This window comes from Sphingomonas sp. (genome assembly GCF_032114135.1).
Lineage (GTDB): Bacteria > Pseudomonadota > Alphaproteobacteria > Sphingomonadales > Sphingomonadaceae > Sphingomonas.
This window is the reverse complement of record NZ_DAMCTA010000001.1, coordinates 2,439,526-2,457,435: the sequence shown is the minus strand read 5'-3', so window position 1 is coordinate 2,457,435 and position 17,910 is coordinate 2,439,526. Positions and strand designations below refer to the sequence as shown.

The following is a 17,910-nucleotide window of genomic DNA, read 5'->3' as shown; positions in this document are numbered from 1 at the left end:
CCCGCCTAGATGGCATTGCCCAAAGAACAATCATCATGGGCTGGGAGAGGTCATCGTGAAACTGCGGTATCTGCTGCTCACCTTCTGCTCGGTCGTCAGCATCCATCCTGCCCTCGCTCAGTCGAAAGAGGATGCGCCAAAGCCCAACAGCGTAGCGCAACTACCCGAGAAGGAAGTCTTCTCCACCGGCGTCGCCAAGGGTCGCGACCGGCTGGACAGCGCGACCTCGACCAGTGCCTATCGCGCCGGCGAGTTCGAGAAACTGGGTCCGCGCCCCCTGGGTGACATACTCCGCACCATGCCCGGTCTGCGCGTCGAGAGCGGAATCGGCGAGGGCAACGCGAACTATACGGTGCGCGGCCTGCCGCTGGCGGCCGGCGGCTCCAAATATATGCAGTTTCAGGAAGACGGGCTGCCGGTGCTCGAATTCGGCGACATCTTTAACGTCGGCGTCGACGTGTTCATGCGCGCCGATTTCAACGTCGCGGCGATCGAGTCGATCCGCGGCGGCTCGGGGTCGACCTTCTCGTCCAATGCGCCGGGCGGGGTGATCAACCTGATCTCCAAGACCGGCGAAACGCGGGGCGGCGCGGTGCAGGCCACGGTCGGGCTCGATTATGGCGAGAAGCGCGTGGACATGGACTATGGCCAGCCGATCGGCGATGGCTGGCGCTTCCATGTCGGCGGCTATTATCGCACCGGCGAGGGCCCGCGCAACATCGGCTTCACCGGCTACAAGGGTGGCCAGATCCGAGCCAACGTCACCAAACAATTCGCTGGCGGCTATGTACGGGTAAGCGGCAAGTGGCTCGACGATCGCTCGCCCACCTTCGCGCCCTATCCGATCAGGATCACCGGCACCAACGACCATCCCGTCGTCGAGAGCGTCAGCGGATTCGACATCCGCAAGGATTCGCTGCTCTCGCCGTTCATCGGCCCGGTGACGACGCTGGACGGCGACAACAAGCTCGCCCGCTACGACGTCGCCAACGGCATGCACGCCAAGAGCAAGGCGATCGGCCTGGAGGCGCAGTTCGATGTCGCCGGGATCACGGTCAGCGAGCGCGCCCGCTATTCGGCCAACTCGGGCGACTTCCTCCGCGTCTTCCCCTCCGCCGTTGGCCCGATCGCGACGATCGCCGCCTCGCAGGCGGGCGCGGGAGCAGTGGCGACCTATGCCAGCGGCCCGAACATCGGCAAGCTCGTGCCGGTGAACGCCAACGGCAATGGCCTGCTGTCCTTCAACTACATGGCGCAGACCCGCATCCGATCACTCGACAATTTCACCAACGACGTCCGGGCAACCCGCGTCTGGAAGCTGGGCCGCGGCGACCTGACCGTCACCGGCGGCCTGTACAAGGCGAACCAGAAGCTGCGTGCGGTGTGGCTGCATTCGGGTATCGACACCGACGTCGCCGGCGACGGCCGGACCGCGATGGTCGACATCACCAGCGCCGGCGGCGTCGCTCAGACCCAGAGCGGCTATTACACGTTCAGCCGCAACGGCAGCAAATTCCGTCGCATCTTCGACGTGTCGTATGGCATCCTCGCGCCCTATGGCTCGGTGAACTATCATGTCGGCAAGCTCTCGATCGGCGGCAGCGTCCGCTATGATCGGGGCCGCGTGCGTGGTTCGCTGATCGGCGCCGATCTGGGCGGCGGACGCGTCGGGCTGATCCGCTACGACATCAACGGCAACGGCCTGATCTCGGCACCCGAAACCCGCGTCGCCTTCCTGCCGCTCGATACGCCCGCGCCGGTCCGCTACAATTATGGCTATTGGAGCTATTCGAGCGGCGTCAACTACCGCGTCGCCGAGCCCTTCTCGGTCTTCGCCCGCTACAGCCGCGGCGCCCGCGCCAATGCCGACAAGATCCTGTTCACCCCCGCGGTGAGCACGATCGATGGCAGCGTACCCAATGCAGCGGACAAATATGACGAGGTCCGCCAGCTCGAAGGCGGGTTCAAGTTCCGCAAGGCGGGCGCAACGTTCAACGTCACGGCCTTCCGCGCGACCGCGGACGACCACAATGTCCTCAACGGCTCGGCCAACCAGACCATTCGCAGCTACCGGGCGACCGGGGTGGAAATGGAAGGCGGCTATCGGCGCGGCATTTTCAGCATCACCGCGGGTGCGACCTACACGACCGCCAAGATCACCAGGGACTTCCTCGATCCGACTCTGACCGGCAAGGAACCGCGCCACCAGCCCGCCTGGACGCTGGAGGCCACCCCGCAGATCGAACTGCGCCGGATGACGCTGGGCGCCAATGTGGTGACGATCACCAGCAGCTATGCGCAGGACAGCAACCTGCTCAAAATGCCGGGCTTCACCGTGGTCAACGCCTTCCTGGCGGTGAAGCCGGTCGATCGGGTGCGGGTGATGCTCAACGCGAGCAATCTGTTCGACCAGGTCGGCTTCTTCGAGTTCAACCAGAGCGAAGTGCCGACCAACGGCATCGGTTGGGGCCGCGCGATCAACGGCCGCACCGTCTCGCTCTCGGCCAAGCTCGACTTCTGACCGGAAAGGAGGCGCCGTCCGTCGGCGCCTCCTCCAGTTTTCAGGCGAAGACCGCCTTCTTGGCGCGGCGGCGCAGCGCGGCGCCGGCGAAGCCGAAGCCGCCGATCAGCAGTGCCCAAGACGCCGGTTCGGGGACCGCGCTCGGCGCCAGCGTGGCGATGAGCGTGAGGTCGTCGATCGCGAGGCCATGGTCCGAGCCGCCGACGTCACGATCGGTCCAGCGGATCGCGAACCCGCTGCCATCGGCGATCAGCAGATTGCCGATCGTCGCGCTGATGTCTGCCCGATTGCCCGCGGCATTGCCGTCCAGCGCGCTGCTCGAACTGCCCGAACCCGTGCCATTCTTGATGCTGGCGAAGTCGAGCGCGCTGAACGCGGTCCAGCTGCCGTTCGACAGCGACGTGGCGTTGAGTGAATATTCGAAGCTCAGCCGGTCGCTGCTGGCGGTGCCGAGGCGCCATTGTTCGCCGAAATAGTTGAGCGTCAGCGACTCGATCGCGCCGCCCAGCGCGTTGGTGAAGAAGGCGCCGAACAGGATCGGCGTCGCGGTGCCCGAGGCGACGCTGCCCAGCGCGCGCTCGCTGCCGGTACCGAAGGCATAGGCAGTGCCGGTATTGGCGTTGGTCGTCGCATAGGCGTCGTCCGAACCCGCGGTGCTGCTGCCGCGCTCGTCGAGCTTCCAGCCGGTGGGCAGCGCCTTGCTGGTGCCGCTGGTCGCCAGCGTGTTGAAATCCTGGGTGTAGGTCTTGGTCGTCAGCGCGACCTGGGCCTGCGCGACGGGCGCGCCGAGCAGCGTGGCGGCGACCAGCGTCGCGCCAAAAAGCTTGTTCTGCATTGCTTTGGTTCCCCTACTTCACAAACCGCAAACACGGTTGCCCGGCATTAGGAGCGAAGTGTGCAAGTCATGTGACGATAGTTAAAATAAAATGAACGACTTGGGGCTGCGCCGGAGCGCCCCCGGCCAGCGACCGTTTTGCGCCACGCCCCCAAGGGCGGGGTTCCCACACCCCCGCCCTTGGGCTAGGCGACGGCGATGCCTTCAACCATCAGTTGTGACGTCGCCATTGTCGGCGGCGGCCTTGCCGGCGGGCTTATCGCGCTGGCAATCCGGAAGAAGAAACCCGATTGCACCGTTCGGCTGATCGAAGGCTCGGCGCGGGTCGGCGGCAATCACCTCTGGTCGTTCTTCGCCGACGATGTCGCGCCCGAGCATCGCTGGCTGTCGGCGCCGCTGATCGGCCATGGCTGGAGCGGCTATGACGTCGCCTTTCCCGGCCATTTCCGCAGCCTGCCGTCGCGCTATTATTCGGTCGAGTCCGACCATTTGGATCGCGTGGTGCGCGCCGAACTGGGCGAGAAGAGCCTGTTGCTCGAGCGCGAGGCGGCGGACGTCACCCCCACCGCGGTCGCGCTGGCCGACGGTGACCTCGTCGAGGCCGAGGGCGTGATCGATTGCCGCGGCGTCGGCGATACCAGCGCACTCCAGCTCGGCTGGCAGAAATTCCACGGCGCCGAACTGGTCCTCAACGACCTGCATGACGTGACGCGCCCGGTGATCATGGACGCAACCGTGCCGCAGATCGACGGCTACCGGTTCGTCTACTGCCTGCCGTTCAGCCCGACGCGGATGTTCGTCGAAGATACCTATTACAGCGATACGCCGTCGATCGACGTGCTCGCGACCGGCGACCGGATCGAGGCCTATGCCGATGCCGCGGGCTGGCAGGTCGATCGCGTGCTGCGCGAGGAAGTGGGCAGCCTGCCGGTGGCGATGGGCGGCGACCATGCCGCCTATTGGGCCGCCGGCGGCCGCGGTATCGCCAAGGCGGGGATGAAGGCCGGGCTGTTCCACCCGATGACCGGCTATTCCTTCCCCGACGCGATCCGCACTGCCGCACTGATCGCCGACACCCGCGACTATTCGGGCGAGGCGCTGCACCAAATGCTATATGGCTATTCGCACGCGCTCTGGCGCAAGCGCGGCTTCTATCGCATGCTCGCCGCAATGCTGTTCAAAGCGGCCGAACCCGAGGAGCGCTATCGCGTGCTGGAACGATTTTACCGACTGGACGCAGGACTGATCCAGCGCTTCTACGCCGCACAATCGACCTGGGGAGACCGTGTCCGCGTACTTTCGGGCAAGCCGCCGGTGCCGGTGGGCCGCGCGCTTTCCGCGATCTGGGGTCGCTGATGCGCCGCGCAGTCGTGATCGGCGCCGGGTTCGGCGGCCTCGCCCTTGCCATTCGCCTCCAGTCGGCAGGCGTCGATACCACCGTCATCGAAGCGCGGGACAAGCCGGGCGGCCGCGCCTATTATTGGGAGCGCGACGGCTTCACCTTCGACGGCGGGCCGACGGTGATCACCGATCCGGACGCGCTCAAGGAACTCTGGCGCCTCTCGGGCCACGACATTTCAGAGGATGTGAACCTCAAGCGGGTCACGCCGTTCTACCGCCTGTCCTGGCCGGACGGCACGACCTTCGACTATACCAACGACGATGCCGTGCTGGCGGGCGAGATCGCCAAGCTCGATGCGAGCGACATCGCCGGCTATCGCAAGTTCCTCGATTATTCCGAGCGCGTCTATCAGGAAGGCTATGTGAAGCTGGGCGCCAAGGCGTTCCTCGACTTCAAGTCGATGCTGAAGGCCGCGCCGGCGCTGATGCAGAACCAGGCTTGGCGCTCGGTCTATTCGGTGGTCGCGGGCTATGTGAAGAACGAGAAGCTGCGCGAGGCGCTGTCGTTCCACACGCTGCTCGTCGGCGGCAACCCGATGGCGACCAGCAGCATCTATGCGCTGATCCACAAGCTCGAGCGCGACGGCGGCGTCTGGTGGGCCGAGGGCGGCACCAACCGGCTGATCGCCGGGATGATCACGCATTTCGAGCGGTTGGGCGGCATGGTGCGGATCGGCGACCCGGTCGACGAGATCCTGACGCTGGGCGACCGCGTCGTTGGTGTGCGTACGCATAGCGGCTTCGAGATCGAGGTCGATGCGGTCGCGAGCAACGCCGATATCGTCCACAGCTATCGCGACCTGCTGCGCAACTCGCGCAGCGCGCGGCGAACCGCGGGCAAGCTCGTCAACAAGCGCTTCTCGCCCTCGCTCTTCGTCGTGCATTTCGGGCTGCGCGGGACCTTCCCCGACATTCCGCACCACATGATCCTGTTCGGCCCGCGCTATAAGGGGCTGCTCGACGACATCTACACCCACGGCGTGGTGAGCGAGGATTTCTCGCTCTATCTCCACCATCCGAGCGCGTCCGACCCGAGCATGGCGCCCGAGGGGCATTCGACCTTCTACGCGCTGGCGCCGGTGCCGCATCTCGGCAAGTTCCCGGCCGACTGGAACGAGGTGGGGCCGATCCTCGAATCGCGGATCCTGGCGGAGGTCCAGCGCCGGCTGATCCCCGATCTGGCCGAACGGATCGTCACCAAGTTCCACTATGCGCCGACCGACTTCCGCGACGATCTCGCCGCGCATCACGGCTCGGGCTTCAGCCTGGAGCCGATCCTGACACAGAGCGCCTGGTTCCGCGTGCACAATCGCGACGACGCGATCTCGAACCTGTATTTCGTGGGTGCGGGCACGCATCCGGGCGCGGGCATTCCGGGCGTGGTGGGGAGCGCCAAGGCTACCGCCGAGCTGATGCTGGGCGAGATCGGGGCCTAAACGAGGGATACAAGGGATCCCCCGGACTCAAGCCCCTCCCCTTCAGGCGCATCGGTCGCCGCTGCTCCCACCAGCGCCTGAACAGCGCGGGGCGCTGTTCACCTGATGCGGGGTTGGGGTGGGGCAGTGTCTCACCGAGACCAGCAGATGTTCTGGAATCCCTCCACCCCCAACCCCTCCTCCAAGGAGGAGGGGCTAAGAAGAAGTCTCTCCCTCCCCGCCAAAACACGCTATCAGCCCCGCCACAGGAGCACATGATGAAGCGTATCGCCGTCTATTGCGGCTCGGCCAGCCCGGCCGATCCGGTCTATATCGAAGCCGCCCGCACCCTTGGCCGCACGCTCGCCGAGCGCGGCATCGGCGTCGTCTATGGCGGTGGCCGGCTTGGCCTGATGGGCGCGGTCGCCGATGCGGCGCTGGAGGCCGGTGGCGAGGTGATCGGCGTGATCCCGACGCTGCTCGTCAATGCCGAGGTCGCGCATCACGGCCTCACCAGCCTCGAAGTCTGCGAGACAATGCACGAGCGCAAGGCGCGCTTCACCGAGCTGGCCGACGGCTTCATCAACCTGCCCGGCGGCACCGGCACGATGGACGAGTTGTGGGAGGCGATGAGCTGGGCGCAGCTCGGCTATCATGCCGATCCGATCGGGCTGCTCAACATCGCCGGCTATTATGACAAGCTGGTCGAGTTCTGGGAGCATATGGGCACCGTCGGCTTCGTGCGGCCCCAGCACCAGGGGCTGCTGCTGGTCGATTCCACCATCGACGGGCTGCTGACCAAGATGGCCGAGGCGCAGCCGGTGGTGCCGATCGCGCAGCTGCGCCGCGAACAGCTGTAATGCGCTTTCCCGGCCGCGATGCGATCGTCGCGACCGCGGGCGAGTCGATCGCCCGCGGCTCGCGCAGCTTTGCCGCGGCCAGCAAGCTGTTCGATCCCGAGACCCGCGAACGCGCCTGGCTGCTCTACGCCTGGTGCCGCCGCTGCGACGACATCGTCGACGGCCAGGACCATGGCCATGGCATGACCCGCGTCGTCGATCCGGCGGCGCGGCTGGCCGAGGTCCGCGAACGTACCGCGGCTGCGCTGGCGGGCCATTGGGTCGGCGATTCGGCGTTCGACGCGCTGCGCATCGTCGCCGCCGAGACGGGCATGCCGCACCGCTTCGCCTGGGACCTGATCGACGGCTTTGCGCTCGACGCCGAGGACTGGCGTCCGCAGACCGAGGAGGATCTGCTGCGCTATTGCTACCATGTCGCGGGCGTCGTCGGCTGCATGATGGCGGTGGTGATGGGCGTGCAGCCCGAGGACGACGCGGTGCTCGATCGCGCCTGCGACCTCGGCCTCGCCTTCCAGCTCGCCAACATCGCGCGCGACATCGGCGAGGATGCCGAAGCGGGACGCTGCTATTTGCCCGCTGACTGGCTCGCCGAAGTGGGGCTCACGGCGGCCGATCCGATGGCCAACCGCGCTGCGCTCGCCATCCTCGGCACGCGGCTGGCGGATCGTGCGGAAGGCTATGAAATCAGCGCACGCGGCGGCGCGGCGGCGCTGTCGTTCCGCTCGGCCTGGGCGGTGCTGGCGGCGGCCGACATCTATGGCGGAATCGCGCGCAAGGTGCGGGCGCGGGGCCCGCAGGCCTGGGACAGCCGCACCACCACCTCGGGCGGCGAGAAGCTCGGCGCGATTATCAAAGCCTGGAACGAAGCGCGCCGACGCGCGCCGACATCGCGACCGGCAGGTCTCTGGACCCGGCCGCGCTGAGCCGGTTCAGCCGTTCAGCGCATTGATCGACGCATGCACCCGCGCTTCGATTTCGCGACGGGGCAGCCCGGGCGGGATCGGCGCGCCGAAGCGCAAAACGATGTCCCCGCGGCGCATCAACCCCTTGCGCGGCCAGACGGTGCCGCTGCGCACCGCAACCGGCACCACCGGCAGGTCGAGCGCGCGGTAGAGCCCGGCAAAGCCCGAGCGCAGCGGCGGCGCGTCGCCGGGCAGCACGCGCGTTCCCTCGGGAAAGATGAGCACCGAGCGCCCGGTCGCGCGGGCGGCCTGCGCCGCGCGCATCATCGCGCGCAGCGCGGCGGCATTGGCCTCGCGATCGACGACGATCGTGCCGTAGCGCTGCGCCGCCCACCCCCAAAGCGGGATGCTGGCCAATTCGCGCTTCATCACCGTCGCCGGGCAATGCAGGATGCGGGTCAGCTCCAGCGCCTCGAAATAGCTTTCGTGCTTGCCCGCGAAGAGCAGCTGCCCCTCGGGCACCTCGCCCTCGATGCGCACCCGCGCGCCGACGATCCTGCGCACAGACCATTGCATGGTCCACGCCCAGGCGTTCGAATAGGCGCGCAGAAACGCGCTGCCAAACAGCGCCGCGACCGGCACGCACAGCACGAACAGGGCCGACACGCCGTAGAAGAAGATACGGAAAAGCACCGTACGCACCGCGTCCATCAATCGACCCCCAGCAGGAGCGCCCCCCGGCGCACTAGATATTTGTGATATTCGCGCAGCAGCATGCGCCAGCCAGGGCGGCTCGGCACTCCGTCGCCGACGATGCGTACGCCTTGCAGTACATGCGCCAACTCCAGCTGCGCTCGCGCCATGTGCCAGTCCGACGTGACCAGCCGGATGCTGCGATACTGGTGATCGTGCACCCAGCGGCCGGTCTCATCGGCATTGGAGCGCGTGTCGACCGCCTCGTGCCCCAGATCGACGCAGCAGCGGAACAGCGCGCGATCGGCGGGGAATTGTGCCGCCAGCTCGCGCGGCCGCACGTCGGGGTTGACGCCACTGACCAGCATTCGTCTGGCGTCCTCGCTGCGCAGCGCGTCCAGCCCGCGCTGAATCCGCCCCGGCCCGCCGGTCAGCACCACCACCGCGTCGGTGCGGTGCGCGCCGAGCGGCTTGCCGAGGCTGAACAGGAACAGCGCGAAGCCCGTACCCCAGGCGAGCGCGAGCAGTACCAGCAGGAAGAACAGCCGGCGGATCACAGCTTGCGCCCCAGCGTGTGAAGCACGGTAAGCCGCGTCGCCACGGTGGCGAGCAAGGCAAAGCCGATCGGCAGCAGCAGGAGCAGCGTCCAGTCGACCGGCGCCAGCGTCGCGCCGCCCAGCACCTCCGATCCGGTGAGCGCCAGCTTGGTCTGGAACAAGGCGACCAGCGCCAGCGCCGCCAGCGTGCCGATCGCGCCGCCGAGCAGCGTGTCGCGGGCGATTCGGCGCTGGAGAAGGCGCGCCACCTGAAGATCGGTCGATCCGAGCATGTGGAGCACGTCGATCGTATCGCGGTGCGTGTCCAGCCCCGCGCGTGCAACGAGCAGCGCCACGCCCGCCGTCGCTGCCGCGATCACCAGCACCAGCCCGATCGCGACCAGCCCCAGCGCGCCCAGCAACCCGCGGACCGGGGACAGCCAGCGCGCGCTGCTGTCCACGCGCGCCTGCGGGGCGACGCGGCGGGCGGCGGCGGTCACCTGCGCGGCCGATCCCTCCGGTGCGGTGACGTCGATCAGCACCGGCATCGGCAGCTCGGGATCGAGCCCGACATCGCCGAGCCAGGGCTTGAGCAGCGCGGCGAGCTCGGCGCGATCCGCCTCGCGCACGCGGGTGACGCCGGGCACCTTGCCGATCGCCGCGGCCAGCGCCTTGGCACGGACGTCGCGTAGGCCGGCATCGGGTTCGACCAGCTGCACCGTCAGCTGTCCGGCGAGCTGGCGATCCAGTCCGACGGCCGAGCGCGCCACGCCCAGCCCCAGCGCACCCGCCAGCACGGTGAGGAACAGCATGATCCCCATGATGCCCGCCATCACCCAGCTGCGCTGGCCCTCGCCGAGCAGTCGCAGGTCGATCGCGGCGCGATGCCGGAAGCCGTTCATGCACCCCCCGGCGGATGGCGGAGCAGGCCGCTGGGATCGACCAGCCGGCCTTTCTCGACACGCATCAGCTGCGCGCGCGGGATGCGGCCGATCAGGTGCAGATCGTGCGTCGCGACGACGATGGTGGTGCCGAGCCGGTTGAGCGCCTCGAACAGATGGAGCAGCCGGTCCGCCATGTCGGGATCGACGTTCCCGGTCGGTTCGTCGGCGACCAGGATCTCGGGCCGGGCGATCACCGCGCGGGCGATGGCGATGCGCTGCTGCTCGCCGCCCGACAGCGTCGGCGGCTTGGCGGTGACACGCGCACTCAGCCCGACCCATGCGAGCATCTCCAGCACCGGCGCCTCGATCTCGCTCTCGCGCACGCCGGCGACACGCAGCGGCAGCGCGACATTGTCATAGGCAGAGAGCTGGGGGAGCAGACGGAAGTCCTGGAACACCACACCGATGCGGCGGCGGAAGCCGGGGAGCCGCGCCCGCGGCAACGCACCCGCGTCTTCGCCGAACAGCCGCACCGCGCCGCGCGTCGGCCGCTGCGCCAGATAGAGCAGCTTGAGCAGCGAAGTCTTGCCGGCGCCGGACGCGCCGGTGAGGAAATAGAAGCCGCCGGTCGCCAGCGTGAAGCTCACGTCCGACAGCGTTTCCGGTCCGGTCCCATAGCGCAGGCCGACATTTTCGAAGTGCACGATGTTGCCCATGCGCCGTGCGGCCCGGCCTCCTGTTCGCGGTGGTACCGGGCCGCCATCGCACAGCCCCGGATGCCGCTCAAGCCGCCGTCCGTCCCAAGCCGCTTGCTGGCCCGAATCGGCCCCGCTAGACTCGCACGTCCCGTCGCGTTTTGGACGGGTACCAGGGGGTTTGGGCATGATCTTGGAGTGCAGCCAGTGCGGATCGCGCTACGAGGTGCCGGATGCGGCGATCGGCCCCGACGGCCGGACGGTGCGCTGCGCCAATTGCAAGCATAGCTGGTTCCAGTCGGGCGCACCGCTCGAGCTGACCGCACCGGCCCCGGGCCCGGTTGCGACACCTGCGCCGCCCCCCGAACCCGCCCCGCTCTCCCCACGTAGCCTCGCTGCGGCGGAGCCCGCGCCCGAACCCGGCTATGATCCGTTCGACGACCCCGCGCCCAAGCCGCGCAGCGGCATCCGCTGGACGATCGCCGCGCTGGTTGCGCTCGTCTCGGTGCTGCTCGGCGGTGCGGCGCTGCTCTACTGGAAGGCACCGCAGGTGCTGACCCAGCTGGGGTTGCCGATCGGCGGGGCGGGCACCGCGCTGGTGTTCAGTGAAAAGAACGTCGCGCTGCAGGCGCGGGCCGATGGCAGCAAGCTGTTCATCGTCTCGGGCAAGGTGCTCAACGACAGCGGCGCGACGCAGCATGTGCCGGACATCCGCATCCAGCTGCTCGATGGCGAGCGCCGCGAGGTCTATAGCTGGCGGATCACCCCGCCGATCCGCACGCTGGAGCCCAAGGCCGGGTTCGACTTCAACGGCGCCAAGGTCGACGTGCCGAACGGCGCCAAGTCGGTGAAGCTCAGCTTCGTGAGCGAATTCGACGGGTGACGACGAGCAGGCGGCCGCCGTCGAGCAGTGCGGCCGCGACCATGCCGGCGCCCGACGCGAGCACCAACGCCTGCGCGCCGAAGCCGGCCTGGACCAGCCATAGCCCCAGCCCGCCCGTCACCAGGAAGAAGGCGAGGATGCCGTTGACGCCTGCCGCGACCTGGTCGCCTAGCGAACGCAGCGCATAGACGAACACCACCTGGACGCCGTCGAACAAGATGAACGGCGCCCAGAGCAGCAGCATCGTCGCCGCCATCGCATGGACCTCGCCCGGCGCGGGGAAGCGCGCCACCACCAGCATCGGCACCAGCATCAGGCAGGCCGCGAGCACCCCGGTGGCGAGCGCGGCGAGCAATGCGGCGATCCCCGCCCGCCCCGCCGCCGCCTGCGGCGCGCCTTCCCCGACCGCGTTGCCGACGCGCACCCCCGCCGCCGATCCCAGTCCCAAGGCTACCGCGAAGGTGACGTTGTGGATCGAGAAGACGATCTGGAAGGCGTGCGCGGTGGTCTCGCCCAATTGGGTCGAGAGCGCGATGAGAATGGAGAAGCCCACAAGCTCCAGTCCCGAGGCTATCGCCGGCACCACGCCGAATCGGGCGAGTGCCCAGGCGCCGCGCCATGTATCCGCCCGCCCCCAGTCGCCGAGCAGGCGCACCCCGCGCGGCTCGGCGCGGGGCAGCGTCCAGGCGGCGGCGAGCATGCCGATCGCCCCCAGCGCCGAGGCGATGGCAGTGGCGGTGGCGGCGCCCACCGCGCCCAGCGCCGGCAGGCCCCAGGCGCCCGTCGCCAACAGCCAGGCGAGCAGCGCATTGATCGGCAGCACCGCGAGGTTGACCACCGTCACCCGCGCCGGGCGGCTGACGCCTTCGAGAAAGAAGCTCGTTGCGATGGTGAGCAGCTGGAAGGGATAGGCAAGCGCCATTACCTGCACCACCGGCGTGCTTGCCGCAACCAGATCGGGCGCGACACCCACCCCGGCGAGCAGCGGGCCTGCGAAGCCGAACAGGATGGCCATGCTCGCCACGCCGAGCAGCAGCGCGAGCAGCAGGCCTTCGTGGAGGACGCGACCGGTCTGGCGCAGCTCCCCGGCACCATCGGCGCGCGACACATGGACGAGGATGCCGGTCAGCGCCCCCAGCCCCATCACGATTCCCGGAAAGGTGATCGTCCGGCTCGCGCCAAGGGCCGCGACCTGATGGGTGCCGGCCAGCCCGACCACCACCACGTCGGTCACGTGCAGGATCGTCCAGTTGAGCCCGGTCAGCATCACCGGCCAGGCCAGCGCGAGAAGGCGGCGCGTTTCGGCGGCGAGCGGCGTGGCAACGGACATGCCGGGGGCATAGGCGGAAGCGACAATGCAAGAAACCCGCACAAAGCGGGTTGCCAGCCCCATTTCGCTTTGCTAGGGGCCGCTGCCTTACCAGCCGCTGGTATGGAAATGCCGGCGGAAATTCACGTGCGGTCGTGGCGGAACTGGTAGACGCGCAACGTTGAGGTCGTTGTGGCCGAAAGGCCGTGGAAGTTCGAGTCTTCTCGACCGCACCATGAATACAGAGGATGGGGGCTCCGGCCCCCATTTTCGCATCTGCGCAACATGCGCGACAAATTATCCGATAATCGGGCACAGTTTTGCGACATGTGCGTCCTAGTCCGTTCATGGACGAGCGGGCCTGCGGGCCCGCTTGTGATTCGAACAAGGGACGGAGCACCGATGAAGCGACTGGGGACCACCCTGGCAGGACTGTTGGCGGGCGTATCCCCGCTGGTGGCGCAGGCACAGACGGCGGCAACGACATCAACGCAGCAGACGGGCGGCCGCCCTGCGCAGTCCCAGCCCGCCGCACCCGCCCAGGACGATCCCTATACCGACGAGATCGTCGTCACTGCCAGCGAGCCGCGCGGTGCGGTGAAGGGCGACATTCCGCCCGAGATCCAGCTCAACCAGGCCGACATCCGCGCCTATGCGGTCTCCTCGGTATCCGACCTGCTCACCGAACTTGCGCCGCAGACCGGGAGCGGACGCGGCAGCGGGCGACCGGTGGTGCTGCTCAACGGCCGCCGGATCTCCAGCTTCGCCGAAATCCGGGACCTGCCGACCGAGGCGATTGAGCGCGTCGATATCCTGCCCGAGGAGGTCGCGCTCAAGTTCGGCTACTCGGCCGACCAGCGCGTGGTGAACTTCGTGCTGCGCGAACGCTTCCGCGCCCTTACCACCGAGCTGCAGGGCGGCGCCCCCACCGAAGGCGGCAACAGCACCCAGCAGGTGCAGGCCGACATCCTCAAGATCAACCGCGATCGCCGGGTCAATCTTGACGTCAAATACCAGGGCAATTCGGCGCTGCTCGAAAGCGAGCGCAACGTCCTGCCCACGATCAGCGATGGCAGCGGCGTCAACCAGGCACCCTATCGCGCGCTGGTCGCGCCCAGCCAGGATCTCAACATCAACGGCAGCTATGCGCGCAACCTGAGCGAAAAGGTCGGCGCGACCGTCAACGGCACGCTCGAGGTGCAACAGAGCGAAGCACTGCGCGGCCTGGCGCTCTCGCAGGTCGCGGCGCCGCTGGCGCTGTCGGGGGATCCGAGCCCGCTGACCGCGAGCAGCCGCACGATCACCGCGCATCTGGGCACGACACTCAATGGCGACGAACTGCCGTTCAGCAGCGCATGGAGCTGGTCGCTGACCGGCAATTACGATCGCGTCGAGAGCAAGACGATCACCGATCGCGGCTTCGATTCGGTCGGCGGCATTCGCCCGGCAGACCGCGGCAATTCCACTTCGAACGTCGGCAGCGTCGACGCACTGCTTCGTGGCCCGCTGTTCAAACTGCCCGCGGGCGACGTCTCCACCTCGTTGCGGATCGGCGGTAGCCTCAGCGACTTCAACGGGACGTCGGTTCGGGGCGGCATCGCGCAGCAGCCGACGGCGCTCACCCGCAACATCGCCAGCACCCAGCTCAACATCGACCTGCCGATCGCCAGCCGTCGCCGCGACGTGCTCCAGCCGCTCGGCGACCTGACGATCAACGGCAATGTCGCCGTCCAGCATCTGTCGGACTTCGGCACGCTGACCACCACCGGCTATGGTGTGAACTGGTCTCCCTTCAAGCCGGTGCGGCTGCTCGCCTCGTGGACCGATGCCGAGGACGCGCCGACCACGACCCAGCTCGGCGGCCCGCTGATCACCAGCCCCAACACCCGCGTGTTCGATTATCGCACCGGCCAGACGGTGACGATCACGACGATCACCGGGGGCAACCCGACGCTGCAGGCCGAAAAACGGCATGTGATGAAACTGGGGCTGGAACTGCGGCCGCTGGAGAAGACCGATCTTTCGATCCGTGCAGACTATGTGACCAGTCGTATCCGCAACGACATCGCGACCTTCCCCGCCGCCACCGCGGCGATCGAGTCCGCCTTCCCCGATCGCTTCGTCCGCGATCCCGACGGCGATCTGGTCAGCATCGACAATCGCGCCGTGAACTTCGCCGAGAACAACACCAGGCAGCTGCGCTGGGGCTTCAACCTCTCGGTGCCGATCAAGTCGTCGCTCGAGAAGAAGATCGCCGCGATGCGCGCCCAGCGCGAGAAGGAACGCGCAGACGCCATCGCCGCGGGCAAGCCGCTGCCGGCGGAAGGCCAGGCGCGGCTGTTCGGCCAGGGCCAGAACGGCCAGCGTCCGCCGGGCGGCGGCAGCCTGTTCGGCCCCCCGCCGGCACGCCCTGGCGCGGCACCGGGCGGTGGCGGCCCGGGCGGCGGTGGGGGCGGTCGCGGCCGCTTCGGCGGACCGAACGGCGCGCTGGCGGGCCGGTTGCAGTTCAGCCTCTACCACACCTGGTATTTCAAGGATCAGATCAAGATCCGCGACGGCGTGCCGATCCTCGATCTGCTGCACGGCGACGCCGCCGGCAATGCGGGCGGCCAGCCGGCGCACCAGATCGACGCGCAGGCGGGCTTCACCAAGGACGGCGTGGGCGTCCGGCTGGGCTATAAGTGGCAGAGCAGCACCAGCGTCTATACGGGGCTGAACAACACCAATCAGCTCAACTTCGGCGATCTCGGCACGTTCAACCTGCGCGTGTTCGCGGACATGGGCCGGCAGATCAAGCTGGTGCGCGCGCATCCCTGGCTGCGCGGCACGCGGGTGAGCCTGGGCGTCACCAACCTCCTCAATACCCGCCAGCGGGTGACCGACCAGACCGGCACGGTGCCGCTCAACTATCAGCCCGATCTGCTCGATCCCACCGGCCGCGCGGTGACGCTCAGCATCCGCAAGCTCTTCTTCTGATCACCGGGGGCGCGGCGCTAGTTGCGCGCCGCGCCGGCTTGGCCCATCACTCGGTTCGAACCAACTGGGGGATGGCAGATGAAGCGTGGGTTGCTGCTGGCGGCATGGACCGCCGCGAGCGTGCTGGCGGCGCCGGCACAGGCACAGGTGAGCGCCGACTGGGTCCGCGCGCACGAAAGCTTTCTGGCCGGAGACGAATTGCGCGGTCGGGGCAGCGCGACGCCCGATGAGGCGATCGCCGCCGCCTATGTCGCCGCGCAGTTCCGCGGCTTCGGCCTGCAGCCCGCGCCGGGCATGGACGGCTATCTCCAGAAGGCCGAGATCGTCCGGCTGAAGCTCAAGGCGCCGATCACGCTGACCGCCAACGGCCAGGCGGTGCCTGGTGCGGTACTGCTCGCCGGCGACGGCCAGGGCAGCGAAGGCGTGGCGCGGCTTACCCCGGCCAAGGCGATGTCCAAGATGGCCCCCGCCCCGATCCTGCTGGTGACCGGCGACATGCCCGCCATGCAGCTCTATCGCATGGCCCGGGCGCTCAAGAGTCCGCGGCTGCTGCTGATCCGCGAGAGCGCCGATACCCAGGCGATGGTGCAGGCGCTACACGGCGAACCCCGGCTGCCCGGCGGGCTGCGCGGCGTGCCGCACGATCCGAGCCCCTCGGTCGTCGTGGTCCCGGCCGCCGCCTTCGATGCGCTCGCCGCGCAAAAGGACGTGAAGGTCGCGCTGACCGTACCGGTGGAAGAGAAGGTCGCGACCACCACCAACGCGATCGGCTGGCTGTCGGGGACCGACCCCAAGGCGGGGGTGCTGCTGCTCAGCGCCCATCTCGACCATCTCGGCGTCCAGGCCGACGGCACCATCATGCACGGCGCCAATGACGACGCCTCGGGCACCACCGCGGTGCTCGAACTCGCCCGCACGCTTGCCGCCAAGGGCAGGAACACGCGCGGCATCCTGTTCGTCGCGTACGGCGCCGAGGAGATCGGCGGCTATGGCTCGACCTATTTCGGCGCGCACCCGCCGGTGCCGCTCGACCAGATCGTCGCCAATGTCGAGGTCGAGATGATCGGCGCGCAGGACCCCAAGCTCCCCGCGGGCACGATGATGATGACCGGGTTCGAGCGCTCGACGCTGGGCGAAACGCTCAAGAGTCATGGCGCGCTGGTCACCAGCGATCCGTACCCGGAGCAGAACTTCTTCCAGCGCTCGGACAATTACTCGCTCGCGCTGAAGGGCGTCGTCGCCCACACCATTTCGGGGTGGGCGGTGGTGCCGACCTATCACAGCAAGGACGATACGGTGGCGAACATCGACATCGCCTTCATGACCAAGGCGATCCAGTCGCTGGTCGAACCGCTCCACGCCTTGGCCAACAGCGACGCCAAGCCGGCATGGAAGCCCGGCGGCAAGCCCGAATGACGGCGCACAAGCTGGCGCCCCGCGCCGGCTTGCTCTAGCGAGGAACGATGCACACGCCTCATATCGTCGCGCTGGGGGGAACGCTGCGCGCCCAGTCCAGCACCGGCCGCCTGCTCGCAGCCGCCCTCGCCCGCGCCGAGGCGCGCGGCGCGCGCACCACGTTGCTCACCGGGCCAGACATCGTCTTCCCGCATTTCGAGCCCGAGCATGGCGATACCGACGAAAAGGTGATCCGCTTCGTCGAGACGCTGCGAACCGCGGACGCGGTGATCATCGGATCGCCGGGCTATCACGGCACGCTCTCGGGACTGGTCAAGACCGCGCTCGACTATGTCGAGTTGCTCAGCCGCGACGACCGCGTCTATTTCGACGGCATGCCGGTGGGCCTGATCGCCACCGCGGCGGGCTGGCAGGCCTCGGTCGCGACGCTGCAGGCGCTGCGCACCATCACCCATGCGCTGCGCGGCTGGCCCACGCCGATGGGAATCGCGGTCAACACGGTGGAGACGCCCGACGTAGAGGCGCATTGCCAGACGTCGCTCGACGTGTTGGTCGGGCAGATCTTCGACTTCCTGAAGCGCTAA

The 17,910-nt window shown here is 68.2% G+C and carries 15 protein-coding genes and 1 tRNA gene; 10 read left to right on the top strand and 6 right to left on the bottom strand.

The window, feature by feature from the left end:
* Window positions 1-55: 55 nt before the first annotated feature.
* Complete coding sequence (locus RT655_RS11670; protein WP_313536802.1) at window positions 56-2,521, top strand: TonB-dependent receptor domain-containing protein; 2,466 nt, start codon at window positions 56-58, stop codon at window positions 2,519-2,521.
* Between the two features lie 40 nt (window positions 2,522-2,561).
* Here RT655_RS11670 and RT655_RS11665 read toward each other — a convergent pair whose 3' ends face one another.
* Complete coding sequence (locus tag RT655_RS11665) at window positions 2,562-3,356, bottom strand: PEPxxWA-CTERM sorting domain-containing protein (protein ID WP_313536801.1); 795 nt, start codon at window positions 3,354-3,356, stop codon at window positions 2,562-2,564.
* 198 nt (window positions 3,357-3,554) lie between these two features.
* On the opposite strand from RT655_RS11665, the gene crtY reads away from it, so the two are divergent.
* The 4 genes from crtY (at window position 3,555) to RT655_RS11645 (ending at window position 7,955) form a co-directional block, all read left to right on the top strand.
* Window positions 3,555-4,712 (top strand): lycopene beta-cyclase CrtY, encoded by a 1,158-nt coding sequence (gene crtY / locus RT655_RS11660; protein WP_313536800.1) that lies wholly within the window; start codon window positions 3,555-3,557, stop codon window positions 4,710-4,712.
* Complete coding sequence (locus RT655_RS11655) at window positions 4,712-6,193, top strand: phytoene desaturase (protein ID WP_313536799.1); 1,482 nt, start codon at window positions 4,712-4,714, stop codon at window positions 6,191-6,193. Before crtY ends, RT655_RS11655 begins: the two co-directional genes overlap by 1 nt.
* 257 nt (window positions 6,194-6,450) lie before the next feature.
* Complete coding sequence (locus tag RT655_RS11650) at window positions 6,451-7,032, top strand: TIGR00730 family Rossman fold protein (protein WP_313536798.1); 582 nt, start codon at window positions 6,451-6,453, stop codon at window positions 7,030-7,032.
* Window positions 7,032-7,955: a phytoene/squalene synthase family protein gene (locus tag RT655_RS11645; RefSeq protein WP_313536797.1), complete on the top strand. Its 924-nt coding sequence runs from the start codon at window positions 7,032-7,034 to the stop codon at window positions 7,953-7,955. Before RT655_RS11650 ends, RT655_RS11645 begins: the two co-directional genes overlap by 1 nt.
* 6 nt (window positions 7,956-7,961) lie before the next feature.
* Here the strand turns inward: RT655_RS11645 and RT655_RS11640 are convergent, their stop codons facing one another.
* The 4 genes from RT655_RS11640 to ftsE are packed head-to-tail and all read right to left on the bottom strand — an operon-like array spanning window position 7,962 to window position 10,763.
* A complete protein-coding gene (locus RT655_RS11640; RefSeq protein WP_313536796.1) occupies window positions 7,962-8,645 on the bottom strand; it encodes a lysophospholipid acyltransferase family protein in 684 nt (227 codons plus the stop codon).
* Window positions 8,645-9,184 carry a YdcF family protein gene (locus RT655_RS11635; RefSeq protein ID WP_313536795.1) on the bottom strand — a complete coding sequence of 180 codons (540 nt, stop codon included), beginning with the start codon at window positions 9,182-9,184 and terminating at the stop codon, window positions 8,645-8,647. Before RT655_RS11635 ends, RT655_RS11640 begins: the two co-directional genes overlap by 1 nt.
* On the bottom strand, window positions 9,181-10,065 hold the full coding sequence (locus RT655_RS11630) for an FtsX-like permease family protein (protein WP_313536794.1): 885 nt from the start codon (window positions 10,063-10,065) through the stop codon (window positions 9,181-9,183). Before RT655_RS11630 ends, RT655_RS11635 begins: the two co-directional genes overlap by 4 nt.
* On the bottom strand, window positions 10,062-10,763 hold the full coding sequence (gene ftsE / locus RT655_RS11625) for a cell division ATP-binding protein FtsE (RefSeq protein ID WP_313536793.1): 702 nt from the start codon (window positions 10,761-10,763) through the stop codon (window positions 10,062-10,064). Before ftsE ends, RT655_RS11630 begins: the two co-directional genes overlap by 4 nt.
* A 166-nt stretch (window positions 10,764-10,929) precedes the next feature.
* Between ftsE and RT655_RS11620 the strand changes: the two genes are divergently transcribed.
* On the top strand, window positions 10,930-11,625 hold the full coding sequence (locus RT655_RS11620; protein WP_313536792.1) for a zinc-ribbon domain-containing protein: 696 nt from the start codon (window positions 10,930-10,932) through the stop codon (window positions 11,623-11,625).
* Here RT655_RS11620 and RT655_RS11615 read toward each other — a convergent pair.
* Window positions 11,597-12,955, bottom strand: coding sequence for an MATE family efflux transporter (locus RT655_RS11615; protein ID WP_313536791.1), 1,359 nt, complete (start codon window positions 12,953-12,955; stop codon window positions 11,597-11,599). The two genes, RT655_RS11620 and RT655_RS11615, sit on opposite strands and share 29 nt — an antisense overlap.
* 128 nt (window positions 12,956-13,083) lie before the next feature.
* On the opposite strand from RT655_RS11615, the gene RT655_RS11610 reads away from it, so the two are divergent.
* The 4 genes from RT655_RS11610 to RT655_RS11595 all read left to right on the top strand — a co-directional run bounded on the left by RT655_RS11610 (window position 13,084) and on the right by RT655_RS11595 (window position 17,910).
* A tRNA-Leu gene (locus tag RT655_RS11610) sits at window positions 13,084-13,170 on the top strand.
* 166 nt (window positions 13,171-13,336) lie between these two features.
* The gene (locus tag RT655_RS11605) at window positions 13,337-15,910 is read left to right on the top strand and encodes a TonB-dependent receptor (protein WP_313536790.1); all 2,574 of its coding nucleotides are present in this window, start codon (window positions 13,337-13,339) and stop codon (window positions 15,908-15,910) included.
* A 78-nt stretch (window positions 15,911-15,988) separates the two neighbouring features.
* Window positions 15,989-17,326: a M28 family peptidase gene (locus RT655_RS11600; RefSeq protein ID WP_313536789.1), complete on the top strand. Its 1,338-nt coding sequence runs from the start codon at window positions 15,989-15,991 to the stop codon at window positions 17,324-17,326.
* 47 nt (window positions 17,327-17,373) lie between these two features.
* Window positions 17,374-17,910, top strand: coding sequence for an NADPH-dependent FMN reductase (locus tag RT655_RS11595; protein ID WP_313536788.1), 537 nt, complete (start codon window positions 17,374-17,376; stop codon window positions 17,908-17,910).